At 61.0% G+C, this 23559-nt stretch carries 24 protein-coding genes and 1 riboswitch; of the genes, 13 read left to right on the forward strand and 11 right to left on the reverse strand.

Annotation, left to right across the window (positions count from 1 at the left end):
• Window positions 1-144 precede the first annotated feature (144 nt).
• Entirely contained in the window at window positions 145-1200 is a 1056-nt protein-coding gene (locus tag LG31_RS0115185; RefSeq protein WP_033115305.1) for a glycosyltransferase family 9 protein, read from the reverse strand.
• A 200-nt stretch (window positions 1201-1400) separates the two neighbouring features.
• On the opposite strand from LG31_RS0115185, the gene LG31_RS0115190 reads away from it, so the two are divergent.
• Together LG31_RS0115190 and LG31_RS0115195 are read left to right on the forward strand one after the other, a co-directional pair.
• Window positions 1401-2114: a 3-deoxy-D-manno-octulosonic acid kinase gene (locus tag LG31_RS0115190; RefSeq protein ID WP_033115306.1), complete on the forward strand. Its 714-nt coding sequence runs from the start codon at window positions 1401-1403 to the stop codon at window positions 2112-2114.
• A 70-nt stretch (window positions 2115-2184) separates the two neighbouring features.
• Window positions 2185-3048 (forward strand): GGDEF domain-containing protein, encoded by an 864-nt coding sequence (locus LG31_RS0115195; protein WP_033115282.1) that lies wholly within the window; start codon window positions 2185-2187, stop codon window positions 3046-3048.
• A 7-nt stretch (window positions 3049-3055) separates the two neighbouring features.
• Here LG31_RS0115195 and LG31_RS0115200 read toward each other — a convergent pair whose 3' ends face one another.
• A complete protein-coding gene (locus LG31_RS0115200; RefSeq protein ID WP_033115283.1) occupies window positions 3056-3910 on the reverse strand; it encodes a carboxylate/amino acid/amine transporter in 855 nt (284 codons plus the stop codon).
• Between the two features lie 43 nt (window positions 3911-3953).
• Here LG31_RS0115200 and LG31_RS0115205 point away from each other — a divergent pair, with 43 nt between their 5' ends.
• A complete protein-coding gene (locus LG31_RS0115205) occupies window positions 3954-4412 on the forward strand; it encodes a DUF6314 family protein (protein WP_033115307.1) in 459 nt (152 codons plus the stop codon).
• A gap of 125 nt (window positions 4413-4537) precedes the next feature.
• Here the strand turns inward: LG31_RS0115205 and LG31_RS21450 are convergent, their stop codons facing one another.
• Window positions 4538-4699, reverse strand: a complete 162-nt coding sequence (locus LG31_RS21450; RefSeq protein ID WP_104016764.1) for a hypothetical protein — start codon at window positions 4697-4699, stop codon at window positions 4538-4540.
• Window positions 4684-5583, reverse strand: coding sequence for a DMT family transporter (locus LG31_RS0115210; protein ID WP_033115284.1), 900 nt, complete (start codon window positions 5581-5583; stop codon window positions 4684-4686). The genes LG31_RS21450 and LG31_RS0115210 overlap by 16 nt, the downstream gene beginning before the upstream one ends.
• Window positions 5584-5674: 91 nt before the next feature.
• On the opposite strand from LG31_RS0115210, the gene LG31_RS0115215 reads away from it, so the two are divergent.
• Entirely contained in the window at window positions 5675-6634 is a 960-nt protein-coding gene (locus LG31_RS0115215) for a LysR family transcriptional regulator (RefSeq protein ID WP_033115285.1), read from the forward strand.
• Here the strand turns inward: LG31_RS0115215 and trpS are convergent.
• Both trpS and LG31_RS0115225 read right to left on the reverse strand, forming a co-directional pair.
• Window positions 6613-7626, reverse strand: a complete 1014-nt coding sequence (trpS, locus tag LG31_RS0115220; protein WP_033115286.1) for a tryptophan--tRNA ligase — start codon at window positions 7624-7626, stop codon at window positions 6613-6615. The two genes, LG31_RS0115215 and trpS, sit on opposite strands and share 22 nt — an antisense overlap.
• A gap of 192 nt (window positions 7627-7818) precedes the next feature.
• Complete coding sequence (locus LG31_RS0115225) at window positions 7819-8256, reverse strand: universal stress protein (RefSeq protein ID WP_033115287.1); 438 nt, start codon at window positions 8254-8256, stop codon at window positions 7819-7821.
• Window positions 8257-8657: 401 nt separating this feature from the next.
• Between LG31_RS0115225 and fabV the strand changes: the two genes are divergently transcribed.
• The 6 genes from fabV (at window position 8658) to LG31_RS0115260 (ending at window position 15624) form a co-directional block, all read left to right on the forward strand.
• On the forward strand, window positions 8658-9845 hold the full coding sequence (gene fabV / locus LG31_RS0115235) for an enoyl-ACP reductase FabV (protein WP_033115289.1): 1188 nt from the start codon (window positions 8658-8660) through the stop codon (window positions 9843-9845).
• Window positions 9846-9937: 92 nt separating this feature from the next.
• Window positions 9938-10462 carry a non-heme ferritin gene (gene ftnA, locus LG31_RS0115240; protein WP_005339225.1) on the forward strand — a complete coding sequence of 175 codons (525 nt, stop codon included), beginning with the start codon at window positions 9938-9940 and terminating at the stop codon, window positions 10460-10462.
• Between the two features lie 147 nt (window positions 10463-10609).
• Window positions 10610-11794 carry a BaiN/RdsA family NAD(P)/FAD-dependent oxidoreductase gene (locus tag LG31_RS0115245; protein WP_084059648.1) on the forward strand — a complete coding sequence of 395 codons (1185 nt, stop codon included), beginning with the start codon at window positions 10610-10612 and terminating at the stop codon, window positions 11792-11794.
• Between the two features lie 78 nt (window positions 11795-11872).
• Window positions 11873-13546: a sensor histidine kinase gene (locus tag LG31_RS0115250; RefSeq protein WP_033115291.1), complete on the forward strand. Its 1674-nt coding sequence runs from the start codon at window positions 11873-11875 to the stop codon at window positions 13544-13546.
• Window positions 13547-13592: 46 nt separating this feature from the next.
• Window positions 13593-14324 carry a LytR/AlgR family response regulator transcription factor gene (locus LG31_RS0115255; RefSeq protein ID WP_033115292.1) on the forward strand — a complete coding sequence of 244 codons (732 nt, stop codon included), beginning with the start codon at window positions 13593-13595 and terminating at the stop codon, window positions 14322-14324.
• Window positions 14325-14433: 109 nt separating this feature from the next.
• Window positions 14434-15624, forward strand: coding sequence for an L-lactate MFS transporter (locus LG31_RS0115260; protein ID WP_033115293.1), 1191 nt, complete (start codon window positions 14434-14436; stop codon window positions 15622-15624).
• Between the two features lie 74 nt (window positions 15625-15698).
• Here LG31_RS0115260 and LG31_RS0115265 read toward each other — a convergent pair whose 3' ends face one another.
• From LG31_RS0115265 to LG31_RS0115280, 4 genes are all read right to left on the reverse strand, one after another.
• The gene (locus tag LG31_RS0115265) at window positions 15699-16823 is read right to left on the reverse strand and encodes a 5-(carboxyamino)imidazole ribonucleotide synthase (RefSeq protein ID WP_033115294.1); all 1125 of its coding nucleotides are present in this window, start codon (window positions 16821-16823) and stop codon (window positions 15699-15701) included.
• Window positions 16820-17329, reverse strand: a complete 510-nt coding sequence (gene purE / locus LG31_RS0115270) for a 5-(carboxyamino)imidazole ribonucleotide mutase (RefSeq protein WP_033115295.1) — start codon at window positions 17327-17329, stop codon at window positions 16820-16822. Before purE ends, LG31_RS0115265 begins: the two co-directional genes overlap by 4 nt.
• 63 nt (window positions 17330-17392) lie before the next feature.
• On the reverse strand, window positions 17393-17695 hold the full coding sequence (locus LG31_RS0115275; RefSeq protein ID WP_005321666.1) for a P-II family nitrogen regulator: 303 nt from the start codon (window positions 17693-17695) through the stop codon (window positions 17393-17395).
• A 4-nt stretch (window positions 17696-17699) separates the two neighbouring features.
• Window positions 17700-18626, reverse strand: coding sequence for a sodium-dependent bicarbonate transport family permease (locus LG31_RS0115280; RefSeq protein ID WP_033115296.1), 927 nt, complete (start codon window positions 18624-18626; stop codon window positions 17700-17702).
• A 109-nt stretch (window positions 18627-18735) separates the two neighbouring features.
• Here LG31_RS0115280 and LG31_RS0115285 point away from each other — a divergent pair, with 109 nt between their 5' ends.
• From LG31_RS0115285 to murI, 3 genes are all read left to right on the forward strand, one after another.
• Complete coding sequence (locus LG31_RS0115285) at window positions 18736-19638, forward strand: LysR family transcriptional regulator (protein WP_033115297.1); 903 nt, start codon at window positions 18736-18738, stop codon at window positions 19636-19638.
• Between the two features lie 35 nt (window positions 19639-19673).
• Window positions 19674-19851: riboswitch (cobalamin riboswitch) on the forward strand.
• A gap of 52 nt (window positions 19852-19903) precedes the next feature.
• On the forward strand, window positions 19904-21778 hold the full coding sequence (locus LG31_RS0115290) for a TonB-dependent receptor domain-containing protein (protein ID WP_033115298.1): 1875 nt from the start codon (window positions 19904-19906) through the stop codon (window positions 21776-21778).
• A 109-nt stretch (window positions 21779-21887) separates the two neighbouring features.
• A complete protein-coding gene (gene murI, locus LG31_RS0115295; protein ID WP_033115299.1) occupies window positions 21888-22691 on the forward strand; it encodes a glutamate racemase in 804 nt (267 codons plus the stop codon).
• Between the two features lie 7 nt (window positions 22692-22698).
• Here the strand turns inward: murI and LG31_RS0115300 are convergent, their stop codons facing one another.
• Complete coding sequence (locus LG31_RS0115300) at window positions 22699-23190, reverse strand: RNA recognition motif domain-containing protein (RefSeq protein ID WP_033115300.1); 492 nt, start codon at window positions 23188-23190, stop codon at window positions 22699-22701.
• Window positions 23191-23559: the final 369 nt, after the last annotated feature.

A 23559-nucleotide genomic window follows, 5' to 3' on the forward strand; every position in this document is an offset into this window, starting at 1 on the left:
CGGCCGGAATCATATTCCGGCCGATCAAAGTGTTCGTAGCTTGTTGCGGGAGCGTAACCCACATCGGTCGTTATTCTGCCTGTCGCTCCGGCATGGGGCCATCAGGTTATCCCTGCCTCACTGCTCGGGATTTCCGAGCTGCTTTCAGTCAGGCAGGTGGCGATCGGCGCAGAGGCGATCGAAGGCGGCGATCACCTGCTCGCTGGTGATTTTGCTCATGGCATCGGGATCCTTGAGACGGGTGCGCCAGCCGAGTTCGGCCAGCGGCTTGCCGGTCTCTTGCTCGATCAGGGTCTGATAGACGCTGACAACATAATCCCGGCAGAGATAGGGGCCGGTGCGGGCCGGATTGTGGTGGGCATAGAGGCCGATCACCGGTGTGCCGACAATGGTGGCCATATGGGTTGGGCCGGTGTCGGGGGCCAGCACCAGACTCGCCTCACCAATCAGCGCCAACAGCTGCTTGAGGTTGGTCTGGCCAACCAGATCGACCGGTTTGCTCTGGCTGAGTTGCTGGATGTCGGCGGCCAGATCCCGCTCCAGTTTGGCTGGCCCGCCACAGAGGTAGACCTGAAAACCCTCGTTGGCGGCGTGATCCGCCAGCGCGGCATAGCCGGCGGCCGTCCAGTTCTTGAATGCCTTGCTGGCGGCGGCGCAGATCAGCAGGGTCGGTTTGCCGCCAATCTTCTCCTTTGCCCAAGCCTGATGTTCGGCGCTGATGGGCAGCTGCCAATCCGGCGTCAGATCCTTGATGCCGAGCTCTTTGGCAAAGGCGAGGAAACCGTCCAGCACGTGGGGAGAGGCGGGCGAGGGTACCCGATGGTTGGTGAACAGCCACTGGCCGTCGTTGGCTCGCTCCCGATCAAACCCGAGTTTGACCTTGGCCTTGATGCCGAGGGTGGCGATGCTGGCGCGCATGGCCGCCTGCAGATGCAGCAGGGCATCAAACTGACGTCCATTGAGGGTCTGCCACAGGTCGCGATAGCCGCGCCACCCCTTGCTCTTGTCGAAGGGGATCACCTCGACGCCGGGCAGATCGGCAAACAGGGTTGCCTCGATTTTGCCGGTGATCCAGGTGATGCGGGTTTGCGGCCACTCCCGCTGGATGACCCGTACCAGTGCCAGTGCGTGGCAGCAGTCGCCGATGGCGGAGAGCCGCAGAATGCAGATGGAGGAGGGAGGCGTTTGAAATAGCGGCATGATGTGGCGCACGGCTGGCAAAAAGGGTGGATGGCATTATGCAAACTCCCCTGTGGATTGTAAAATTGCGCGCAATCGTCAGCCGGGCTTTGCCACCCGAATAGCCGCCATGGCTGGCACATGTTGCGGGCATGCCACAGTCGCAGCCTCATCGCCCATAAACAGGGGCGATCAACGACCCACCGAGCGGGATCTCCATGATGCTGATACAGACCGAACACAACCAGGTTTGCTGGTTCGCCGAAGGGGCCTTTCGTGACCCCACTTCCCAGTTATTCGAACCGGCCTGGTGGCAGAACAACCGTCAGGTGGTGGGAACCTCCATTGGCCGCGGCGTGACCTGGTTCGTCAAGGATGAGTCCCGCCATCTGGTGCTGCGCCACTACTATCGCGGCGGCATGGTGGGCAAGGTGGTGCGGGATCGCTTCTGGTTCGAAGGGGTCGAATCGAGCCGCGCCATGGCGGAATACACCCTGCTGGCCAAGTTGTGCGAGCTGGGGTTGCCGGTGCCGCGTCCGTTTGGTGCACGGATGGCCAAACAGGGCCCATTTTATCGCGCCGACATCCTGATCGAGCGTATTCGCGGTGCCAAGGACATGGTCGCCCTGCTCAAGCAGGGGCCGGTTGCCAGCGAGGTGTGGTACAAGATTGGCCAGACGGTACGCCAGCTGCACGATGCCGGGGTCTACCACGCCGATCTCAACAGCCACAACCTGCTGCTCGATCAGGATGAGAAGGTGTGGGTGATCGACTTCGACAAGGGGGCGATCCGCTCCCCCGGCGAGTGGCAGAAGGGCAATCTGGAGCGGCTATTGCGTTCCTTCAACAAGGAGTCCCAACTGCACACCAGCTTCCACTTCGTACCGGACAACTGGCAAACCCTGATGGAGGGTTATCACGGAAAAGCGAGCTGACCCTGTTGCTCGCCGCCATGGCCAATGTTACTTATGAATCAGCTCTTCAGATTCGGTTTCGAGGTGCCCCATGGAAATGCTCAAGACACCTTTGGTGGATGTCACCGCCCGGCTTGATCCGGGTCTGCTGTTCGATGCCATGGCGCTGCTGGAGGCCGGGATCTGGACCTGGTCCCCGCAACAGGGACTGCGCCGCGATCCCTCCTGCCTGCGCCTGCTGGGGCTTGGCGAAAGCTGGCCGGATGATCTCGGCTGGCTGGAGCGGGTGCATCCCGACGACGTTGCCCGGCTGGCAGATGCCCTGAGCGCCTGCCAGAGCGGCCGCAGCAGCGGTCTGCGCCTCGAATATCGCATTCTTCACCACCACGGCCATTACATCCGGCTGGAAGAGAGGATCCGCCGTGACGAGCGGGGCCATCTGCTTGGCGTGGTGCGCCATCTCGATCCCGCCGTCGTGCTGGTGGAAGAGCGGCACGGCACCGATCCGCTGACTGGGCTGGAGAGTCGCAGCCGCTTCGAGCAACTGCTGGAGGAGAGGTTGTTGGCCGAGGGGGGGAGTTTCAGTCTGCTGCAGTTCTCCGTCGATCACATGGCCAAGATCCGCCAGCTCTTTGGCGAGGTTGCCTGTGACGCCATGCTGGCCAAGCTGGCGCGCATCGTGCGCCACGAGCTGCGCCGCGAAGATCCCTTCGCCCGCAGGGATGAGGATGGCTTTATTCTGATGCTCTCCCGCACCGAGCGGATGAAGGGGCTGGAGATTGCCGAGCGGCTGCGCCTCGAGATTGCCGACGCCAGCCTGCTGCCACAGCGGCCGGTGACCGTCAGCATCGGACTGGTACAGAGCCAGTCCGGCGAGCAGCTTGACCATCTGCTGGCCCGGCTGGCCACCTGCCATGGTCAGGCCAGACGGGAGCGCAACGCCGTCGTCGGCTAGCTATCACTCAGGATGAAGTGACCTTGCGATGCTGGCACACCTTGAGGGATGCCAGCATCAGCACGCCGCCGATGGCCAGTCTGGTCAAATCGGTATCCTTGCCCCAGATCAGCAGATTGACCAGCAAGCCGGCCGGAATGAGCGCATTGTTCATGATGGCCAGCACCCCGCTACTGACCAGCGTTGCCCCCTTGTTCCACAGGAAGTAGCCCAGCCCCGAAGCGCCCACCCCCAGCCAGAGCAGAATGCCCCACTGCAGCCCGCTGTTCGGGTACTGGGGTTTGCCCAGCAACCACCAGGCGGGCAGGGCGATCACCAGCGCCCCCAGATAGAAGCAACCGAAAATCGCCAGCTGTGGCGGTTGCTCCGCCTCCCTCGCCAGCAGTACCTTGTAGCCCACCTGACCCATGGCAAAGCAGAGGTTGGCTCCCTGCACCACCAGAAAGCCCAGCGCATAGCTCTCGGTCAACCCGTCAAAGCGGATCACGGCTGCGCCGGCGACGGCCAGCAGGGCTCCCCACAGATAGGCGAGGTTGAAGCGCCGTTCAAGCAGGTCGTGGAGCAGGGTGACGTAGATGGGGGTGAAGATGGTAAAGACCAGCACTTCCGGTACCGTCAGCAGCAGGAAGGAGTGGTAGTAGAAGAGATACATGATGCCGAGCTGGATGGCACCGAGAGCCATCAGCTTGCCTGCCAGAGCCGGGCGTAGCCAGCGGCGGCGCAGGAAGGGCAGAAAGACGAGGGTGGCGAGAGCGATGCGGGTCAGCACCGAAAAGTAGGCATCCACCTGACCGGCGAGGTAGACCCCGATCAGGCTGAAGGAGAATGACCAGAGCAGGGTGACCCCTATCAAGTAGTTCATGTGGTTGATTTGTCATCAGTTGTCAATTTTTGAGGGGGCTATGATGGCCGAGATGGAAGCGGCAATCCAGCGTTTATGGGCACGATTGCCACAGGTCGGAGCATTTGGCTTCACCGCCAGCAATGGCGAGGGATCGGCGACCGACTGGAATGGTCGGGGCGAGGGGCGTGTGCAGGTGACCGATCATCAGGGGGGCTGGCTGTTTAGCGAGCAGGGCCGCTACACCACGCCCCATGGCCGGGTGCTCACCATGCACAACCGTTTCTGGTGGCAACGTAGCGAGCGGGGGATCCGCCTTTCTCACCTGCGTTATGAGGCGCCGGTCAAACTGTTCGAGCTGCTGCCGCAGGGGGATGGCCGCTGGCTGACCGCCGAGCCTCATCTGTGCGGGGCGGATCACTACAGCGCCGAGCTGACCGAGATCGACGGCGGTTTTTTGCTGAGCTGGCAAATCACCGGGCCGCGCAAGAACGAGCGGCTCAGCTATCGCTATCTGCTCTGACGCCGGCTGGCAGGCATAAAAAAACCGGCGCAGAGCGCCGGTAGCGGGGGACAAATCGGAGGTTTTTTAAAACAGTCCCAAAAAACAGGAGAGATGAACTCTCTTCACACACTCAGAAAAGCTATTCAGGCACTCAGGGCATAGCTCAGCATGGCTTGCAGCTTGCTATCGAAGAACCAGGGCAGCAGTACCATCAACAGCCCCAGCATGCCCGCCAGTCGCTGGCGATATTGCCAGCCGGCAATCAGGACCAGGCCGCCGCACAGGGTGGTCAAGATGCCTGACATAGGGTTGCCTCACGTTGTACACGACGCTGCTGGGCCCACTGATTCATGGCGACCGAGCCGAGGATCAGAGCCAGTGCCACGCCGGTGGTGGGGTGGATCTGTTCGCCGAGGAACAGGGCGCCCAGCATCACGCCGAACAGCGGCACCAGATAGTTGCTGAAGGAGGCGAACGTCGGGCCGGCCTTCTGGATCAGCGCCATGTAGAGGAAGTAGACCAGACCGGTACAGAGGGTACCCAGCACGGTAATCGCGCTCAGGGCCTGGCTGCTCGGCAGGGTCAGGCTGCTCAGGTCAACCATGAAGGGTGCGACCAGCAGCAACTGGATTGCCGAGGAGATCAGGATGTTGCGGGCAACGACTACAGGGTGATCCTTGGCGAAGCGCTTGATCATCAGCAGACCGATGGCGAAGCAGCTGGCGCCCAGCAGGATGGCCATGGCACCGAGCAGACCGGCGTTCATGCCTTGGGAGAGTTTTGGCCAGAACAGGGTGAGCACACCGGCAAAGCCGATGATCACGGAAAGCAAACCGGTTTTGGTGATTCTTTCACCAGAAATAAACAGCGGTGCAGCCAGAATGGTCACAAACGGGATACAACCCATGACCACGGCCGCGATGGCGCTATCCACGTACTGCTGGCCCCAGGCGACCATGATAAAGGGGATGGTGGCATCCAGCAGGGCGATCAGCATGTAGGTACGCCACGGGGTGTGTTCACTCTTGAGGCGCATGAACAGGCAGAGCAGACCCAGGGTCAGGCTGCCGCACAGGGCACGACCCGCAGCCACCAGAATGGGGGGCAGCTCGGCAACGGCCTGGTGCATGAAAATGAACTGGGAACCCCACAGCAGGCCGATGGCCAGCAATAACAGATAGCTACGCATTTTAATCTCCGATGTATTAAGCCTGCGCATTCTAGGCAATCTGTTACTATGGTAAAAATGAATTGTCGGCATTCAACTATGGCTAATATCGATGGATAGCTCTCTCTCCCGCCTCGACCTCAACTTGCTGGCGGTATTCGACATGCTGATGCAGGAGCGCAACGTCACTCGCGCTGCCGAGCGGCTGCATCTCTCCCAATCCACCGTCAGCCATGCGCTGGGTCGACTGCGGATCGCGCTGGATGACCCTCTCTTCGTGATGAGCCGACGGGAGATGATGCCGACCGAGCGCGCCAAGGCGTTGGCTGGGCCGGTCCGGCAGGCGCTGGCGATGCTGGAGCAGGGGTTGCGTCAGGCCAAGGGATTCGAACCTGCCAGCGCGCGGCGGATTTTCCGTATTGCCACACCGGGTTCGGTAGAGCACGGGCTGGTGCCGCTGCTGGTGGATCGTTTGTTCCGCGCTGCGCCCCACTGCCGGCTGGAGGTGTGCGAACTGGCCGACAGCGACTACGAGCGGGAGCTGGAGAAGGGAGAGCTGGATTTGGTGATCGGTTTTGCCGGTGCCAACCACCTCTCGCCCCGTCTCTGGCGCGAGGAGTGGTTCAGCAATCCGCTGGTCTGCCTGTCGCCCCTTGGCAGCGAGCTGCCCGACCTGTTGACTCCGGTCGAGCTGGTCAGCCGCCCCCATATCCACACCTCCAGCTGGGGCCACAGTCAGGCGATGGTGGAGCTCTGGCTGGCCCGCTTCGGGGTGGAGCGGGAGCTGGGGGTCAGATTGCCGAGCTTTATGGCAGTGCCGCCGCTGATGGCGACCGGCCGCTATCTGGTGGTGGTGCCCGAGATGATCGGGCGCCACTTCTGCCGCTACTACCCGCTGCGGATGCATCAGCTGGACCCGGAGATCCCCATCGTCTATCTGATGGCGGGCCACCCGCTGACCGCCCATGACGAGGCGATCAGCTGGTTCAAGAGCCTGCTGCACCAGTTGGTGTATGACCTCTACGGCGCCGATGCGCTCGGTACGCCGACTCAGCGGATGCTGGCGAAGTAGTCGAGCCCCATGGCGCTTTTCACCTCAGCCAAGACCTCGTCGGTGATGATGCGGGCCTGCTCGGTGCCCCGATAGAGCAGATCCAGCAGCTTCTCCTTGTCAGCGATGGCGGCCTCACGGCGCTCCCGCATCGGTGCGAGCAGGGTCTGCAGGCAGTCGTTGAGCACCTGTTTGCAGCGCATGTCCCCCAGTCCGCCGCGCCGGTAGTGAGCCTTCATCTCGGCGACCAGCTCCTTGTCGGGGTGGAAGGCATCGAGATAGGCGAACACCGTATTCCCCTCCACCTGACCCGGATCGCTCACCTTGAGGTGGTTGGGGTCGGTATACATGGCGAACACCGCCTGCTTGACCTCTTCCGCCGACATGCCGAGCTCGATGGTGTTGCCGAGGGATTTGGACATCTTGGCCTTGCCGTCGATGCCGGGCAGGCGGCCGGTGTCGCTCAGGATCGGCTGGCACTCGGTCAGCACCTCTTTGCCCACCAGTGAGTTGAAGCGGCGAACGATCTCGTTGGTCTGCTCCAGCATCGGCAGCTGATCTTCCCCAACCGGCACATGGCTGGCGCGAAAGGCAGTGATGTCGGCGGCCTGACTCACCGGATAAACCAGAAAACCGGCCGGCAGCGTGCGTTCGAACCCTTTTTGCTGGATCTCCGCCTTGACGGTGGGGTTGCGCTCCAGCCGGGCGACGCTGACCAGATTGAGGTAGTAGCAGGTGAGCTCGGCGAGGGCGGGCAGGGCGCTCTGCAGACAGAAGGTGGTCTTGGCCGGGTCGAGGCCGACCGCCAGATAGTCGGCCATTACCTCCAGCACGTTGTCGGTCACCTTGGCCGGGTTGTGGCCGTTGTCGGTCAGCGCCTGCAGATCGGCGATCATCACGAATTGACGGTAGTGGTGCTGGGCTTCGACGCGCTGGCGCAGGGAACCGACATAGTGGCCGATGTGCAGTTTACCGGTGGGACGATCGCCAGTCAGGATTACGGGGTTGTGCATGTCACTCTCTCCAGTTGGGTGAGCCGGGAGGCGACAAAGGGATAAAAACAGTTGACCGCCTCTCGGCGGTCACGGTGTTTTCTTTGGGAAATCTACAATAGAAACGCGGTGCCGCCTGTTTAGGAGCAGCACCACCAGTAGTTGTGATTGAATGCGGTCATGTTCATAGCAAATCAAACTACGCCGGTTTCATTACTTCTGCAAGGGGACGACCAGCAGATCGCAGGGCACGGTATTCATCAGTTGGCGCGCACTCGAGGTGAGCAGGCTCCAGAAGCTCTGGCGATGGCCGCACACCAGCAGGTCGATCTCGTACTCCTTGACCGCCTGATTGACCCGCTCGCTCAGATCGCCGCAGATCACCAGCTTCTTCTCGATGGGGTAGTCCACCGAGGCGAGGAAGGACTCCAGCTTCTCTTTCGCTTCGGCGATCACCTGATCCTGCACGTTGTCGATGTCGATATCGATCATTTCGGTGTAGAGATCCTTGAGGTCCACATCGACATGGATAACCGACAGCTTGGCGCCGTTGGAACGGGCTCTGTCCACCGCCTTGTCGATCACCTTGCGGTTATCTTCAGAGAGGTCGATCGCGGCCAGAATATGCTTGTAATAGGTTGTTCCACTCATGGGGGTTCTCCTTACCGATCCTTCAGCCCACTATACCAATCTCTGCTGAAACTAAAATGGTGTCTCAGGCACAGTTTTGGGATTTAAATGAGTTTAATTTCCTGTGGCACAGGGTCAGCCACTCAGTTATTAACCATTATTTGCCTGTAAATTAAACAAGAGTTTGAAGCCGGTCACACCCCTCGGCTTGCCGATCAGGGGGGAGAGGCATAGGATGGGCCCGTGCTTCGCAATGAACACAAAACAACAAAAAGCATCTGAATACCGCTTTGGGGAGCCACGTGCTCCCTTTTGTTTTTCTGCCTCATTCCCCGCTGCTTTTCTTGCTGATAGCGATCCGGTATCAAGTTAATCTCCCGCGAGTTGGTTATGCTGTAGCCAGTTTCTTTGGAGGCCTTCTCATGATCATTCATCCGCAGATCCAGGGCTGTGTAGCCCGCAACTGTCACCCCATCGGCTGCCGCGCCGCCGTGCAGCAGCAGATCGAACGCATCAAGGCGGCTGGCCCGTTCAACGGGCCCAAGCGGGTGCTGGTGCTGGGGGCCTCCTCCGGTTTCGGGCTGGCGTCACGTATTGCGCTCGCCTTCGGTGCCGGTGCCGACACCATTGGCATCTCGTTCGAGCGGGGCCCCTCCGACAAGGGATTGGGTAGCGCCGGTTGGTACAACAACATCTGGTTTCGCAAGGAGGCAGAGCAGGAGGGGCGTACCGCCATCAACCTGATCGGTGATGCCTTCTCCGATGCCATGCGCCAGCAGGCCATCGACACCATTCGTCAGCAGCTGGGGCAGGTGGATCTGGTGATCTACTCGCTGGCGAGCGGCATCCGGGTGCTGCCCGATGGCACGCAGGTGCGCTCTGTGCTCAAGACTACAGGCCAGCCGTTCAGCGGCTGGGGGCTGGATCTGGAGCGCGATACTCTGGTGCAGCAGTCGCTGGCGCCCGCCACCCCGGAGGAGATCCGCGATACTGTCACCGTGATGGGGGGCGAGGATTGGCAGCTCTGGATGCAGGCGTTGCAGCAGGCGGATTGTCTCGCGCCGGGCGCGCAAACTGTTGCTTACTCCTATATCGGCCCCGAATCCACCTATCCCCTCTATCGCGATGGCACCATCGGTTATGCCAAGGAGCATCTGCACGCCACCGCCGAGACCATCAACCTGCAGCTGGCCGAGATTGGCGGCCACGCCTGGGTATCGGTCTGCAAGGCGCTGGTGACCAAGGCTAGCGCCTATATTCCTGTGCTGCCGGTCTATCTGGGGCTGCTGATGGGGGTGATGAAGGAGCGCGGTGTCCATGAGGGCTGCATCGAGCAGATGCAGCGACTGTTTGCCGCCAAGATGTATGGGCCCAATGGGGTGGTGGCCGATGGCAACAGGTTGATCCGGATGGATGACCACGAGCTCGACCCGGCCATTCAGGCCGCCGTTTCGGCGCTCTGGCCCAAGGTGACGCCGGACAATTTCCACGCTCTGGGGGACTTTGCCGGGCTGCGCCAGGATTTCATGCTGCTCAACGGTTTTGCGCTGCCGGGCGTCGATTACGGTGCCCCGGTGGATGTCGCCTCCCTTGGCGAGCTGACCCCCTGAGCTGAAAGAAACGGGATCTCCCTCTCGTTGGCGGGTTGATTCATGGCGGGAGTGTGGCGACAATCGATACCAAATCACTGAGGAGAAACAAGATGCTGGCCCAAGCCATGATCGAGAAGTTGAACGAGCAGATTAACCTGGAGTTCTACTCCTCCAATCTCTATCTGCAGATGAGCGCCTGGTGCGAAGACAAGGGCTTTGAAGGGGCGGCGACCTTCCTGCGCCAGCATGCGGTCGAGGAGCGCCAGCATATGGAGCGTCTGTTCACCTATGTGAGCGAGACCGGCGCCATGCCAAAACTGGGTGCCATCGATGCCCCTCCCCACGAGTTCAAGTCGCTGGGCGACGTATTCCGCACCACCCTGGAGCACGAGTACCACATCACCAAGTGCATCAATGGTCTGGCTCACGTAGCCTTCACCACTCAGGACTACTCCACCTTCAACTTCCTGCAGTGGTATGTGGCCGAGCAGCATGAAGAGGAGAAGCTGTTCAAGAGCATCGTCGACCGTCTGGGTCTGGTGGGTGAAGATGGCAAAGGCCTCTACTTCATCGACAAAGAGCTGGCCGAACTGGCCAAGGGTGCCCCTGCCAGCATCATGGACAGCAACGCCTGATAGTCGTGGACACTTAGTGTTCAGCCAGTACAATAACGGCCCTTTTAAGGGCCGTTGTTTATTCTGATGCGAAACCAACGTTCTGTTCCGCCAGAGGCAATCACGGTTCTGGCCAAGTGCCGTTTCTATTTTGATAAGTGAGTGATGATGAAGCAGGTCGATGTGGTGGTGATCGGGGCCGGTGCGGCCGGATTGATGTGTGCGGCGCAGGCGGGCTATCGGGGCCGCTCGGTGCTGGTGCTCGACAATGCCAAGAAACCGGGCCGCAAGATCCTCATCAGTGGCGGTGGTCGCTGCAACTTCACCAACCATCAGGCTGGCGCTCACGCCTACCTGTCGGAGAATCCCCACTTCAGCAAGTCGGCGCTGGCTCGCTACACCCAGCAGGACTTCATCGATCTGGTGGATCGCCACGGGGTCAACTATCACGAGCGCACTCTGGGGCAGCTGTTCTGTCTCGAGAGCGCCAAGGAGATCGTCGATGCGCTGCTTACCGAGTGTGACTGGGCCGGGGTGACCCTGCAGTTTCAGACCGAGATCCTCACCGTCAGCAAGCAGGACGAGGGCTTCGTGCTGACGACCAGCAAGGGGGAGATCGGTTGTCACTCGCTGGTCATCGCCACCGGCGGCCTCTCCATGCCCAAGCTGGGGGCGACTCCCTACGGCTTCAAGCTGGCGGAGCAGTTTGGCCTCAAGGTCATTCCGACCCGCGCCGGTCTGGTGCCCTTCACCCTCCATCAGGCGGAGAAAGAGGCCTTTGCCGATCTGGCGGGCATCAGCCTGCCGGTCGCGGTGACCGCCGAGGATGGCACCCGCTTCAAGGAGGCGATGCTGTTCACCCATCGCGGCCTCTCCGGCCCCGTCATCCTGCAGATCTCCTCCTACTGGCACGCCGGCGAGAAGATCCATATCAACCTGCTGCCGGAGCTGGATATTCCGGCTGCCCTGCGCGAATGGGCGTCGGCGCATCCGGCGCAGGAGCTGAAAACCGTGCTGGGGCGCGAGCTGCCCAAGCGCTTCGTCGACAAGCTGGTGGAGTTGGGTCAGCTGGTCAGCAAGCCGATGCGCCAGTACAACGAGCGGGAACTTGAGGCGATCGCCAACCTGCTGGGTGACTGGCAGATCCTGCCCAACGGCACCGAGGGGTATCGCACCGCCGAAGTGACCCTGGGTGGCGTCGATACCAACGAGCTCTCCTCCAAGACCATGGAAGCGCGCAAGGTGCCGGGTCTCTACTTCATCGGCGAGGTGGTGGATGTGACCGGCTGGCTCGGTGGCTACAACTTCCAGTGGGCCTGGTCCTCCGGCTGGGTAGCTGGCCAATATTGTTGATGTCGCTGGGGCTGGTTTATCCGGCCCCGGTTTTTGGTGATGATTGCGGATTGAACGAGTGACAACGAGGGGGTCTGGATGCTTGAAAATCAGATGATGTTGTTGGCGGTGTTCGAACGGGCGGCGCTGATGCTGATGACCCTCTTCTTCCTGACCCGCACCCGGCCGTTCCAGCGGCTGTTCCAGAAACAGGATCACACCCCGGCGGAGCGGGTGCTGGTTGCCACCATCTTCTGTCTGTTTGCGGTGTTCAGTACCTACACCGGCATTCCGGTGGAGGGGGCGCTGGTCAACGTGCGGATCATCGCCATTATCTCCGGCGGCATTCTGTTTGGCCCCTGGGTCGGCATTCCGGCCGGGGTCATCTCCGGCCTGCACCGCTATCTCATTGACATGGATGGCCACACCTCTATCCCGTGCCTCATCGCCAGCATCATCGCCGGCCTGCTCGCCACCTGGCTGCACCTGCGCTGCCGCAAGTCGCGGCTCTGGCTCTACGGCATTCTGGCGGGAATGCTCTGTGAAGGGCTCACCATGTTGCTGATCTGGCTGCTGACCGAGCCGCACGAGGTGGGCGTCGAGATCGTCAGCCATATCGCTTACCCGATGATTGCCGGGGCGCTCTGCATCGGTCTCATCATCAAGCTGGTGCAGGATCTGGATGACGAGAAGGAGCTGATTGCCGCCAAGCAGGCCAAGCTGGCGCTCGATATCGCCAACAAGACGCTGCCCTTCTTCCAGAACATCGATCGCCACTCCCTGAGCCAGGTCTGCGCCATCATTCGCAGCGAGATCAGTGCCGATGCCGTGGCCATTACCGACACCCGTGACGTGCTGGCCTATGTCGGGGTGGGCAAGGATTACTACGAGCTGGAGGAGCACCACGCCATTAGCGGCATGACCCAGCAGGCGGTGCTGCTCGACCAGATCATCATCAACAACGATCTGCGCCAGTACCATCTGGCCGACTTCCACTCGGTCATCATTATTCCGCTGCGGGAGAATGGCGCCGTCAGCGGCACCCTCAAGATCTACTACCGCCGTACCCACAGCATCACCAGTTCGCTGCGGGAGATGGCGGTCGGCCTCTCCCAGCTCATCTCCACCCAGATGGAGGTGTCGCGCATCGAGCAGTTGAAAGAGATGACCCGCAAGGCGGAGTTCACCGCCCTGCAGAGCAAGATCAATCCGCACTTCCTGTTCAATGCCCTCAACGCCATCTCGTCGCTGATCCGCATCCGCCCCCAGCAGGCGCGCCAGCTCATTGCCAATCTGGCGGATTACCTGCGCTACAACCTCAACAAGGGTGACACCCTCATCGACATCAAGGAGGAGTTGCAGCAGGTGCGCGACTACGTGGCCATCGAGCAGGCCCGCTTTGGCGACAAGCTGGAGGTGGTGTTCGATGTGGATGACGTGCATATCGAGGTACCGAGCCTGCTGTTGCAGCCGCTGGTGGAAAACGCCATCCTGCACGGCATCCAGCCCCGCAGTGCGCCGGGTCGGGTCACCATCGAGGTGAAACAGCTGGCAGGTGGCATCCGGGTGGCGGTGCGGGACACCGGTTACGGCATCAGTCAGGAGGTGATCGACGGGGTGGCCGCCGGGCGGGTGGAGAGCCGCAGCATCGGCCTGATGAACGTGCATCAGCGGGTCAAGCTGCTCTATGGCGACGGCCTGCACCTCAAACGGCTGGAACCGGGTACCGAAGTGAGTTTCTATCTGCCGGATCAGGAGTCGATGCCATGCTGAGTGCCATCATGGTTGAGGATAAGTGTGTGCCGCGAGAGGTGTTGTCATGCTGAAAGCGATCATTGTGGAAGACGAGTATCTGGCCCGCGAGGAGTTGATCTATCTGGTGAATCAGCACAGCCAGATCGAGATAGTGGCGAGCTTTGAGGATGGGCTGGAGGCGTTCAAATACCTGCAGGATCACGAGGTGGACGTGGTGTTTCTGGATATCCAGATCCCCTCCATCGATGGCCTGTTGCTGGCCAAGAACCTGCACAAGTCGAGCCATCCGCCCCACATCGTCTTCGTCACCGCCTACAAGGAGTTTGCGGTGGAGGCGTTCGAGCTGGAGGCATTCGATTACATCCTCAAACCCTACAACGAGCCGCGCCTCATCAGCCTGCTGCAAAAGCTGGAGCAGGCGGGCAAGTCGCAGGCGGGGCAGGGGAGCGAGCCGGGGGCAGCGCAAAATCGCACCGTCAATCTGGTGAAGGGGGAGCGCATCATCGTCACCCCCTGCGAGCAGATCTACTACGCGGAAGCAGACGAGAAGCTTACCTATGTCTACACCCGCGATGACCGCTACGTGATGACCATGACCATCAGCGAGTTTGTCAGCCGGCTGCCTGCCGAGGGGTTCTTCCGTTGTCACCGCTCCTACTGCGTCAACATCAACAAAATCCGCGAAATCGTCCCCTGGTTTAACAGCACCTATCTCATCCGGCTCCATGATCTGCCGTTCGAGGTGCCGGTCAGTCGCAGCAACATCAAGGCGTTCCGTCAGCTGATGCGGCTCTGATTGTCATTCATTCCCGCCGATCTGCATTTCATGCCTTAATCGATCGGCGCGAGCTGCGTCTTGCCTATAGTGGCCTCAATTTCCTTAAGGCCATCGACCGAGACGCATCATGACCAAAGAGATGAATCGCACCCGGTACCTGACACTGATCGGTACCATCATCACCCAGTTTGCACTGGGTTCTGTCTATACCTGGAGCCTGTTCAACGCCCAGCTCTCCGACAAGCTGGACGAGCCGGTGAGTCAGGTCGCTTTCGCCTTCGGCCTGCTCAGCCTGTCGCTGGCGGTCGCCTCCTCCATGGCGGGCAAGCTGCAGGAGCGATTCGGGGTACGCAACGTGACCCTGGGCGCCGGTGTGTTGCTCGGCATCGGCTTCTTCCTCACCGCCCATGCCAGCAATCTGGCGATGCTCTACCTCTGCGCGGGCATTCTGGTCGGCTTTGCCGACGGTACCGGCTACCTGATGACCCTCTCCAACTGCGTGAAGTGGTTCCCGGAGCGCAAGGGGCTCATCTCCGCCTGCTCCATCGGTGCCTATGGTCTCGGCAGTCTCGGTTTCAAATACATCAACCTGCTGCTGCTCTCCAGCTCCGGCCTTGAGACCACCTTCCAGCTGTGGGGGTTGATCGCCATGTCCATGGTGCTGGTGGGCGGCATGCTGATGAAGGATGCGCCCAAGCAGGCCGCTTCCGTGCAGCAGAGCGAGAGCCGTGACTTCACTCTGGCCGAGGCGATGCGCAAGCCGCAGTACTGGATGCTGGCGCTGATGTTCCTCACCGCCTGCATGAGTGGCCTCTACGTTATCGGCGTGGCCAAGGATATCGGCGAGAAGATGGTGGGTCTGCCTGCTGTAGTTGCCGCCAATGCCGTCGCCATCATCGCCATGGCCAACCTGGGTGGCCGTCTGGTACTGGGTATCCTCTCCGACAAGATGTCCCGCATCCGGGTTATCACCATCGCCCAGCTGATTACCCTGGCGGGCATGGCGCTGCTGCTGTTCGTGCCGCTCAATGCCAACCTGTTCTTCGTGGCGGTCGCCTGTGTGGCGTTCAGCTTCGGTGGCACCATCACCGTCTACCCCTCGCTGGTGAGCGACTTCTTCGGTCTCAACAACCTGACCAAGAACTACGGCGTCATCTACCTGGGCTTTGGTCTGGGCAGCATCATCGGCTCCATCGTGGCCTCCCTGTTTGGCGGCTTTATGGCGACCTTCCACCTGATCCTGGTGTTGCTGGTGGTGGCGCTGGTGCTCTCCCTCACCATCCGCCTGCCGGCGCCGGTATCGGTGGAGCGGGCCTGATTAAGCCTCCCTGCCACAGCAAGCAAAAACAGAGACCCGGGCCATGCCCGGGTCTTTGCATTTCCGATGATCGATCAGCGTGGCGCTAGCCCCAGCAGCTGGCGAGCCTTGCGGCAGATCTCCTCCACTGTTGGCCAGTCGTTACCCGTGATGGTGATGTGGCCCATCTTGCGGCCGGGGCGGGGGTCGCCCTTGCCGTAGAGGTGCAGATGCAGGCCGGACAGTGCCAGCAGGGCGCCCCAGTCGGGCGTGCCGTTCTGCCAGAGATCCCCCAGCAGGTTGATTAACAGGGCGGGTCGCACGGCTTTCTGTTCCGGCAGCGGCAGATCGCACAGGGCCCGTACCTGCAACTCGAACTGGCTACATGCGGCGTTGTCGAGGCTGGAGTGGCCCGAGTTGTGGGGGCGGGGCGCCAGCTCGTTGACTAGCAGTCGTCCCTCCACCAGAAAGAACTCCACCGTCAGCACCCCGACATAATCGAGTGCGGCGATCAGCCGCTCGGCGATCCCCTTGGCTTCGCGCTCCAGCGCAGGCATGTTGGCCGGGGAGCGGGTCTGATCGAGAATGCCGCCGCTGTGCCAGTTCTGCACCAGCGGCAGGGCGCTGATGGCGCCACTCGGACTGCGGGCAAGGGTCAGGGCAAACTCCCCCTCCAGCGCCAGCCGTTTTTCCAGTACGCAAGGTACGCCGCTGGCAGTCAGCGCGCTCGCCAGCTCATCCAGATTGTTCACTTGCCACTGCCCCTTGCCGTCATACCCCTCGCGGGCCGTCTTGAGGATGGCGGGCAAGAGTTCGCTGGCCTGTGCGGGGATGGGCTCTTCCGGCAGCAGCGCCAGATAGGGGGCGACCGGGACGTCGACTCCGCGCAGAAAGGCTTTTTCCTCGCGGCGATCCTGACAGATGCGCACCGCACTGGCGGCTGGCCGCACCGGTTTATGCTTTTCCAGCAGCGCTAGGGTGGCGGCGGGCACGTTCTCGAACTCGCAGCTGATGGCGGCGCAGCAGCTGGCCAGATCGTGCAGGGCGGTCTGGTCGTCATAGGGGGCGACAATATGGTGATCGGCGGCGGCACCGGCGATGCTGGCCGGGTCGGGATCCAGCACCACCACCTTGTAGCCGAGGCGGTGGGCAGCCATCACGAAGTAGCGGCCAAGCTGACCGCCTCCCAGCATGCCGAGGGTGGCGGGTGGCACTGTCATGTCGGCTCCTCCAGCTGCAGCGCCAGCACCCGGTCGCGCTCGTGGGTGCGAAAATCGTCGAGCTGCTGCCGGTAGCGGGGGGCGTCGTCATCCCGGGCGACCGAGAGCAGGGAGACCGCGAACAGGGCGGCGTTGGCCGCCCCCGCCTCACCGATAGCGAAGGTGGCGACCGGCACGCCTTTAGGCATCTGTACGATGGAGAGCAGGGAGTCCATCCCCTTGAGATGGCGGGAAGGGATAGGCACACCCAGTACCGGCAATGTGGTCTTGGCGGCGACCATGCCCGGCAGGTGGGCGGCACCACCTGCTCCGGCGATGATGGCGCGCAGACCGCGATCGCGGGCAGTGGCGGCATACTCGAACAGCAGATCCGGGGTGCGATGGGCCGAGACTACGCGCGCCTCGTAGGGCACGCCATGCTCCTTGAGGATACGGGCGGCGGCCTGCAGCACGGGCCAGTCGGAGTCGGAGCCCATTACCAGGCCGATCAGGGGAGGGGTGTTCATTTTTTCTAAATCCTTGAGGTGAAACGTTTGCTTTCGGTGAACAAAAAGAGCCGGCAAGCCGGCTCAGAATTTCTCGGGTCGCACGATTTCGACCGGTTGCAGAAAGGCGATCATGGCGTAGTCGGGGTAGTAGCGACTCTGCAGGTGGGCCAGCAGCCGCTCCGCCTGCTCCCGGCTGCAGATCGCCTCCAGCCGGATGTTGCCGCTCTCGCTCCAGCTGGCGTTGCGTTCGCCATGATCTCCCCGGCCGCGAGCATCTGTGATGGTGTAGCCGCGCAGCCCCTCGCGGGTGAGAGTGCGCAGCAGGGTGGGCTCCAGATTGGCTTCCGTGATGACGGTCAGCAGGGTGCGGGTCTCGGTCTGCATGTGGCTACTCCGTAAAGTGGCGGGCCCAGCTGTGGTAGAGCGGGATCCCCAGCATGATGTTGAACGGGAAGGTGACCCCCAGCACGGCGCTAAGGGAGAACCCCGGGTTGGCCTGAGGCACGGCGATGCGCATGGTGGCTGGTACGGCAATATAGGAGGCGCTGGCCGCCAGAGTCGCCAGCAGGGTCAGGCCGCCGAGGGAGAGCCCGATGATCTGGCCAACCACCAGCCCCAATCCAGCCGAGGCGAGTGGCATCAACAGCGCAAAGCCGAGCAGGAACAGGCCGTGGCGGCGCAGATCCTGACACTGGCGGGCGACGATGAGGCCCATCTCCAGCAGGAACAGCGCCAGCGCTCCCTTGAACAGGTCAACAAACAGCGGTTTGAGCGGGGCAATCCCGTCCGGCCCGGCCAGATAGCCGATGGCCATGCCGCCCAGCAGCAGGGTTACCCCTTTGCCGAGAAAAGTCTCGTGGGCCAGCATGCGCCAGCGGGTCTCGCGGCTGATGCCACGGGCCAGCACTATGCCCACCAGAATGGCCGGGATCTCCATCACCGCGAGGAAGATGGAGAGCTGGGATTCAAAGCTGATGCCCCGTTCGGTGAGCCAGTTCACCCCGACCGCAAAGGTGGCGACGCTGACCGAGCCGTAGTGGGCAGCGGTGGCGGCGGCATCGACCCGGTTCATCTTGAGGCGCAGCACGGCAAAGCCGATCAGGGTTTGCACCACGCCGAGCAGGATCACCAGCGCCAGCTGTGGCAGCAGGGGCAACAAGGGTTGCTGGGCCAGACCGACGCCGCCCTTGAGGCCGATGGCCAGTAGCAAAAAGAGGGAGAGGGTGTCGTAGAGAGCGGGCGGCAGTTTGAGCTCGGAGCGCATCAGACCGGCCAGCAGACCAAACAGAAAGAAGAGAACAACGACGTCCAGCATGATGGTTCGCAGGGCAGTTCAGATAATGGTTGCATGCTAGAGCCCGCGATGGTTCGATAAAATCAGATTCTCGCTGATGGTTGTTCGGTAAAAACTGATAGGGAACGGCATGCTCAACTACAAACAGCTCTACTACTTCTGGCACGTGGCACGCAGTGGCAGCGTGACGCAGGCCGCTGAACAGTTGCACCTTACGCCGCAGACCATCAGTGGTCAGGTGGCCGAGCTGGAGCAGTCCCTCGGGGTGGCGTTGTTCAACCGGGTGGGTCGGCGTCTGGTGCTGACCGCCGCCGGACGGCAGGCGCAGGAGCAGGCGGGGGCGATTTTCTCGCTCGGCGCCGAGCTGGAGCACACCCTGCGCCATGCAAGCCAAGAGCTGACCATGCAGGTGGGGATCGCCGATTCGGTGCCCCGTACTCTGGCGTTCGAGCTGCTGGCCCCCGCCATGGCGCTGGCGACGCCGCTGCGGCTGGTGTGTCACGAGGAGCGGGCCGAGCAGCTGTTCAGCGAGCTGGCCCGCCACAAGCTTGACATGGTGCTGATCGATCGCCCGCTTCCTCCCGACAGCGGTGTGCGCGGCTATAACCACGAACTGGGACGCAGCCCGCTGGCGCTGTTTGCCAGCCCCGAGCTGGCGGCTCGGGCACGGGATGGCTTTCCCGCCTCGCTAGAGGGGTTGCCGCTGCTTATTCCCGGAGAGAAGTCGGCCACTCACGATCGGCTGCTGGAGTGGTATCGCCAGCAGGGTATTCATCCCCATCTGGTGGGGCAGTTTGATGACTCCACCCTGATGAAGTCGTTCGGCAAGGCGGGGATGGGGATTTTTCCGGCGCCGCTGGCGATGGCCGACGAGATTGGCCGTCTCTACGGGGTGGAGCGAATTGCGACCCTGGCCGACGTCACCCTCTCTTATTATCTGGTCTCGGCAGGGCGCCATCTCTCCCATCCCGGGGTGCAGGCGGTGATGGAGGGGGCCCAGCAGCGGCTGGCGGCGCTGGCTGGCAATAAATAGAAATCTGGATGGCTATACATCCAGCTTTGCTCTGCCTATAATCCTCCCGCTTTGGCGCATCATGCTTAATAGGGAATCCGGTGAGAATCCGGAGCTGGCGCGCAGCGGTAAGGGGGAACGAAGCGACATCAGGGCACTGCCGTCAGGCGGGAAGCCGTCGCCGTAGGCTATCAGCCCCCGAGCCCGAAGACCTGCCAGAGTTCGTATTTCGGGCCGAGAGAAACCGGCCACGAAGTAGATACTTACGCGAACTTAAGGATCTCTCATGTCGAAGAAATTTCTGGCGGCTGCCCTGTTGCCGACGGCGGCGTTTGCCCAGCAGCTGACCATTCCCGTTAATCCCACCATGGTGGTGACCGCTACCCGCGTCGCCCAACCTGCCTCCAGCGTTCTGGCCCCGGTCAATGTGGTGACCCGGGACGAGATCGATCGTCTGCAAGCCCAGACCGTGACCGATGTGGTCAAGACCCTGCCCGGTGTGGAAGTGGTCAGCAATGGCGGCCGTGGCCAGATGAGCACGTTGCGGGTGCGTGGCGGCACCTCTGCCCAGACACTGGTGCTGGTGGACGGGGTGCGCAGTGCCTCTTTGACCGCAGGGATGACCGAACTGAACAACCTGCCGCTCAATCAGGTGGAACGCATCGAATACATTCGTGGCCCGCGCGCTACCATTTACGGTTCCGATGCCATCGGCGGGGTGATCAACATCATTACCCGTCCCGACAAGGGGGCGAGCCAGCACAAGTTCAATGTAGGGGCCGGTTCTCATCAACAACGCCAAGCCTCTTTCAGCAGCACCGGTCAGGTGGGCGAGGCGGGTCAGCTCAAGGTGGCTGGCGGTTTTGATGATGAAGAGGGTTACAACGTACACCCCTTGCCCGGCATCAACGATGGCGACCGTCACGGGCATCGTGGTTACAACGCCATGCTCGATTATCAGCAGGCGCTCGGCAGCAACTGGGATCTGTTCGGTACGACCCGCTGGTTCCGCAATGTGGCCCAGTACGATCGCTCTTCCACTGCCTCAGCCTGGGGTCCAGCCACCCATCAGCGCAACGAGACCTGGACTGAAAACCAGAGCTATCAGCTGGGTTCCCGCTATCACAACGAGCGCTATCTGAGCGAACTGCGTGGCGCCTTCTCCAGACAGGATGCCTACGACTATCAGGACAACAGTGGCCGCGATCAGGCCAATGATCGTGGCTATACCCGTCAATACACCTTGAACTGGGTCAACAGCCTCAAGCTGAACGAGCTGTGGACGCTCGGCGGCGGGGCTGACTGGCAGCGCGATATGCTGGACGATCGCTCGCGATCTTCTGGCTCTCCCTATCCGGCAGGGGCCAAGGAACGGGACAATACCGGGGTCTATGCCCTTGCCCAGTTCGATAACCAGACCTGGCAGGCAGAGTTGAGCGGCCGTAGCGATGACAATGAACAGTATGGCCGCCACAACACCTGGCAGACCGGCGCAGGCTGGCGCTTTGTGGAGGATTACCGCCTGAGTGCCCGTTACGGCACCGGTTTCCGGGCCCCCACATTCAATGATCTCTACTACCCCAGTAAATCCATGCCAGGTAATCCCAACCTGGAACCGGAAGAGTCGAAGAGCAGCGAGCTGATGCTGGACGGTCAAACTGCGGGTGTCGAGTGGCGCATGACAGGTTATCGCAATGACTTCGAGCAGATGATCCAGTGGGCCCCTAATGGCAATGGTGGGTCATCACCACAAAACGTTGGTAAGGCACGCATTGAAGGGGTCGAGCTGGAAGGGGAGTTCGACACCGGCTGGTTGAGCCATCGGGTCTCTGCCGAGTACAAGGATCCCAAAGACAAGGTGACTGACAAGCAGTTGCAGCTGATCTCCCGCAAAGGGGCCAAGTGGATTACGCAGGCGCAGTGGCAACAGTTTGATGGCTCGCTGAGCTGGATCTATCAGGGTGAGCGCTATGGCAATGTGGCCAACACCACCGAACTGGGTGGTTACAGCCTCTGGAATCTGGCCGTCGGCTACAAGGTGACGCCAGCACTCAAGGTATCGGGCAAGATCAACAACCTGCTGGACAAGCACTATCAGACGGCGGTGGGTTATCCTGCCGATGAGCGCGCTTACTACGTGACAATGGATTACTCACTCTAAGCCGGATCCGGCCAAGCGGAAAAATCAGGGGCCCTGCCATTGGCAGGGCCTTTTCTATTGGCGGTAGGCGGGAGTATGATCGCCGCCTTGCACCAAAGGGGGAGGTCAAGTGGCCAATATTCTCGTGTTTGACTCCGGTATGGGTGGCCTGACCATCTACCGCGAGATCCGTCGCGTTCTGCCGGCACACAACTATTTCTACTGCTTCGACAATGCCAACTTCCCCTATGGTGAATTGAGCGAGCCCGCTCTCATCGCAGCCTGTTCCCGACTGGTTACCACCATGGTGGCCCGTCATCAGATCGATCTGGTGGTGATCGCCTGCAACACAGCCAGTACCATAGCGTTGCCGGCTCTGCGTGAGGCACTTGATATTCCCGTAGTGGGGGTGGTGCCTGCCATCAAGCCCGCCGCCGCGCAGACTCGCAACGGTTGTATCGGTCTGCTGGCTACACCGGGCACCGTCAGCCGCGACTATACCCACGAACTGATCGCCCAGTTTGCTCCCGGCAAGCGGGTGTTGCTCAAGGGCACCACCGAGCTGGTAATAGAAGCGGAGCACAAGCTGGCGGGCCTGCCGGTCAATATGGCGCTGCTGCGTGAAGTGCTGGCTGACTGGCTGGAGGGGGAAGAGCAGCCGGATACGCTGGTGCTCGGTTGTACCCACTTCCCGCTACTCAATGAAGAGATTGGGCAGCTGATGCCGCAATGTCAGTTAATTGATTCCGGTAGTGCCGTTGCCAAACGGGTAGCCTGGTTGCTGAACAATGGCGGGCATGCCGCCGTGCAGCCTGTACATATAGAAGAGGTGATTGCCAGGGCTTACTGTACCCGGCTGGATGGGGAGGCCCAAAAACTGACAGCCCCCTTGCAAGCATGGGGGCTGTCATCACTGGAAGAGGTGGGGTTCTGACGAGGGATCAAGCCTCGACTTCACCACCCTCCTTCTCCTCTTTGTCTCGCTTGTCGTTCGCTTCGCGTACCTTGAGGGTACGCTGCTGATACTCTTTGTCATTCAATGCGGTAATCGCTTTGGCGGCATCGGCAGCAGGCATTTCGACGAAACCAAATCCTCTGCGCTTGCCGGTTGCCTTGTCCTTCATCAGACGTACGGAAATTACCTGGCCCTGTTCGGCAAACAATTCGCGCACGGCAATCTCGTTGGCGCGATATGGCAGGTTGCCTACATATAAGGTGCAAGTCTCCTGATTGGCGATCGCTTCGGCTACATTAGCCGGGTTTTTTTTCAGGAGCAGCGGTACCACAAAACCGCCAATCGCCAGACCTGCTGCAAAAATGACTTCCGCTTTCAAAGAGAATTGCAGGGCCTGGGCAACCAGGTAGCCAACCACTGCCAATACCAGAGCAAGGATTGCGGCCTGCATATAGACGGGAAACTTGGATAAATTCATCTTAAAAGACCTTTTGTAAATGAAAGCAAAAAAGGTGCAACACTGTATTCACCTCCATGGTAACCAGCTTTCCTGATTGGCGCTACCATGGTCCACTCGGAAGAGGTTATCGGCTCCAGTATGGCACTCCCAAAGGCTCTGGCGGCGATATTAATGACGCTAAAAGGGGAGTGAAACAGCTGGATTGTGGATAACCTTGTATATATACACTGAATAAGCTGTTTCTAATTGAATAATTTGAAATTTTCGTGATTTTCTTCAAAAAAACTATTGTCATCGCGGCGCGGCTCCCTATAATGCGCCCCTACCAGCACGGCGGAACACGCCGAACTGATGAGCCAGCTTCTTAATGAAGTGGGCGCCGAAAGA

The organism is Aeromonas lacus (assembly GCF_000764665.1).
Lineage (GTDB): Bacteria > Pseudomonadota > Gammaproteobacteria > Enterobacterales > Aeromonadaceae > Aeromonas > Aeromonas lacus.

What these genes read in the sequence shown, in the direction of transcription:
- fabV (WP_033115289.1), top strand. Translation starts at nt 8,658, where the DNA reads ATGATCATTCATCCGCAGATCCAGGGCTGTGTAGCCCGCAACTGTCAC.
- LG31_RS0115245 (WP_084059648.1), top strand. Translation starts at nt 10,610, where the DNA reads ATGAAGCAGGTCGATGTGGTGGTGATCGGGGCCGGTGCGGCCGGATTG.
- LG31_RS0115215 (WP_033115285.1), top strand. Translation starts at nt 5,675, where the DNA reads ATGGATAGCTCTCTCTCCCGCCTCGACCTCAACTTGCTGGCGGTATTC.
- LG31_RS0115185 (WP_033115305.1), bottom strand. Translation starts at nt 1,200, where the DNA reads ATGCCGCTATTTCAAACGCCTCCCTCCTCCATCTGCATTCTGCGGCTC.
- LG31_RS0115265 (WP_033115294.1), bottom strand. Translation starts at nt 16,823, where the DNA reads ATGACAGTGCCACCCGCCACCCTCGGCATGCTGGGAGGCGGTCAGCTT.
- LG31_RS0115225 (WP_033115287.1), bottom strand. Translation starts at nt 8,256, where the DNA reads ATGAGTGGAACAACCTATTACAAGCATATTCTGGCCGCGATCGACCTC.
- LG31_RS0115260 (WP_033115293.1), top strand. Translation starts at nt 14,434, where the DNA reads ATGACCAAAGAGATGAATCGCACCCGGTACCTGACACTGATCGGTACC.
- LG31_RS0115255 (WP_033115292.1), top strand. Translation starts at nt 13,593, where the DNA reads ATGCTGAAAGCGATCATTGTGGAAGACGAGTATCTGGCCCGCGAGGAG.
- LG31_RS0115210 (WP_033115284.1), bottom strand. Translation starts at nt 5,583, where the DNA reads ATGCGTAGCTATCTGTTATTGCTGGCCATCGGCCTGCTGTGGGGTTCC.
- LG31_RS0115285 (WP_033115297.1), top strand. Translation starts at nt 18,736, where the DNA reads ATGCTCAACTACAAACAGCTCTACTACTTCTGGCACGTGGCACGCAGT.
- LG31_RS0115205 (WP_033115307.1), top strand. Translation starts at nt 3,954, where the DNA reads ATGGCCGAGATGGAAGCGGCAATCCAGCGTTTATGGGCACGATTGCCA.
- LG31_RS0115280 (WP_033115296.1), bottom strand. Translation starts at nt 18,626, where the DNA reads ATGCTGGACGTCGTTGTTCTCTTCTTTCTGTTTGGTCTGCTGGCCGGT.
- trpS (WP_033115286.1), bottom strand. Translation starts at nt 7,626, where the DNA reads ATGCACAACCCCGTAATCCTGACTGGCGATCGTCCCACCGGTAAACTG.
- LG31_RS0115300 (WP_033115300.1), bottom strand. Translation starts at nt 23,190, where the DNA reads ATGAATTTATCCAAGTTTCCCGTCTATATGCAGGCCGCAATCCTTGCT.
- LG31_RS0115275 (WP_005321666.1), bottom strand. Translation starts at nt 17,695, where the DNA reads ATGCAGACCGAGACCCGCACCCTGCTGACCGTCATCACGGAAGCCAAT.
- LG31_RS0115190 (WP_033115306.1), top strand. Translation starts at nt 1,401, where the DNA reads ATGCTGATACAGACCGAACACAACCAGGTTTGCTGGTTCGCCGAAGGG.
- LG31_RS0115200 (WP_033115283.1), bottom strand. Translation starts at nt 3,910, where the DNA reads ATGAACTACTTGATAGGGGTCACCCTGCTCTGGTCATTCTCCTTCAGC.
- ftnA (WP_005339225.1), top strand. Translation starts at nt 9,938, where the DNA reads ATGCTGGCCCAAGCCATGATCGAGAAGTTGAACGAGCAGATTAACCTG.
- LG31_RS0115195 (WP_033115282.1), top strand. Translation starts at nt 2,185, where the DNA reads ATGGAAATGCTCAAGACACCTTTGGTGGATGTCACCGCCCGGCTTGAT.
- LG31_RS21450 (WP_104016764.1), bottom strand. Translation starts at nt 4,699, where the DNA reads ATGTCAGGCATCTTGACCACCCTGTGCGGCGGCCTGGTCCTGATTGCC.
- LG31_RS0115250 (WP_033115291.1), top strand. Translation starts at nt 11,873, where the DNA reads ATGCTTGAAAATCAGATGATGTTGTTGGCGGTGTTCGAACGGGCGGCG.
- purE (WP_033115295.1), bottom strand. Translation starts at nt 17,329, where the DNA reads ATGAACACCCCTCCCCTGATCGGCCTGGTAATGGGCTCCGACTCCGAC.
- LG31_RS0115290 (WP_033115298.1), top strand. Translation starts at nt 19,904, where the DNA reads ATGTCGAAGAAATTTCTGGCGGCTGCCCTGTTGCCGACGGCGGCGTTT.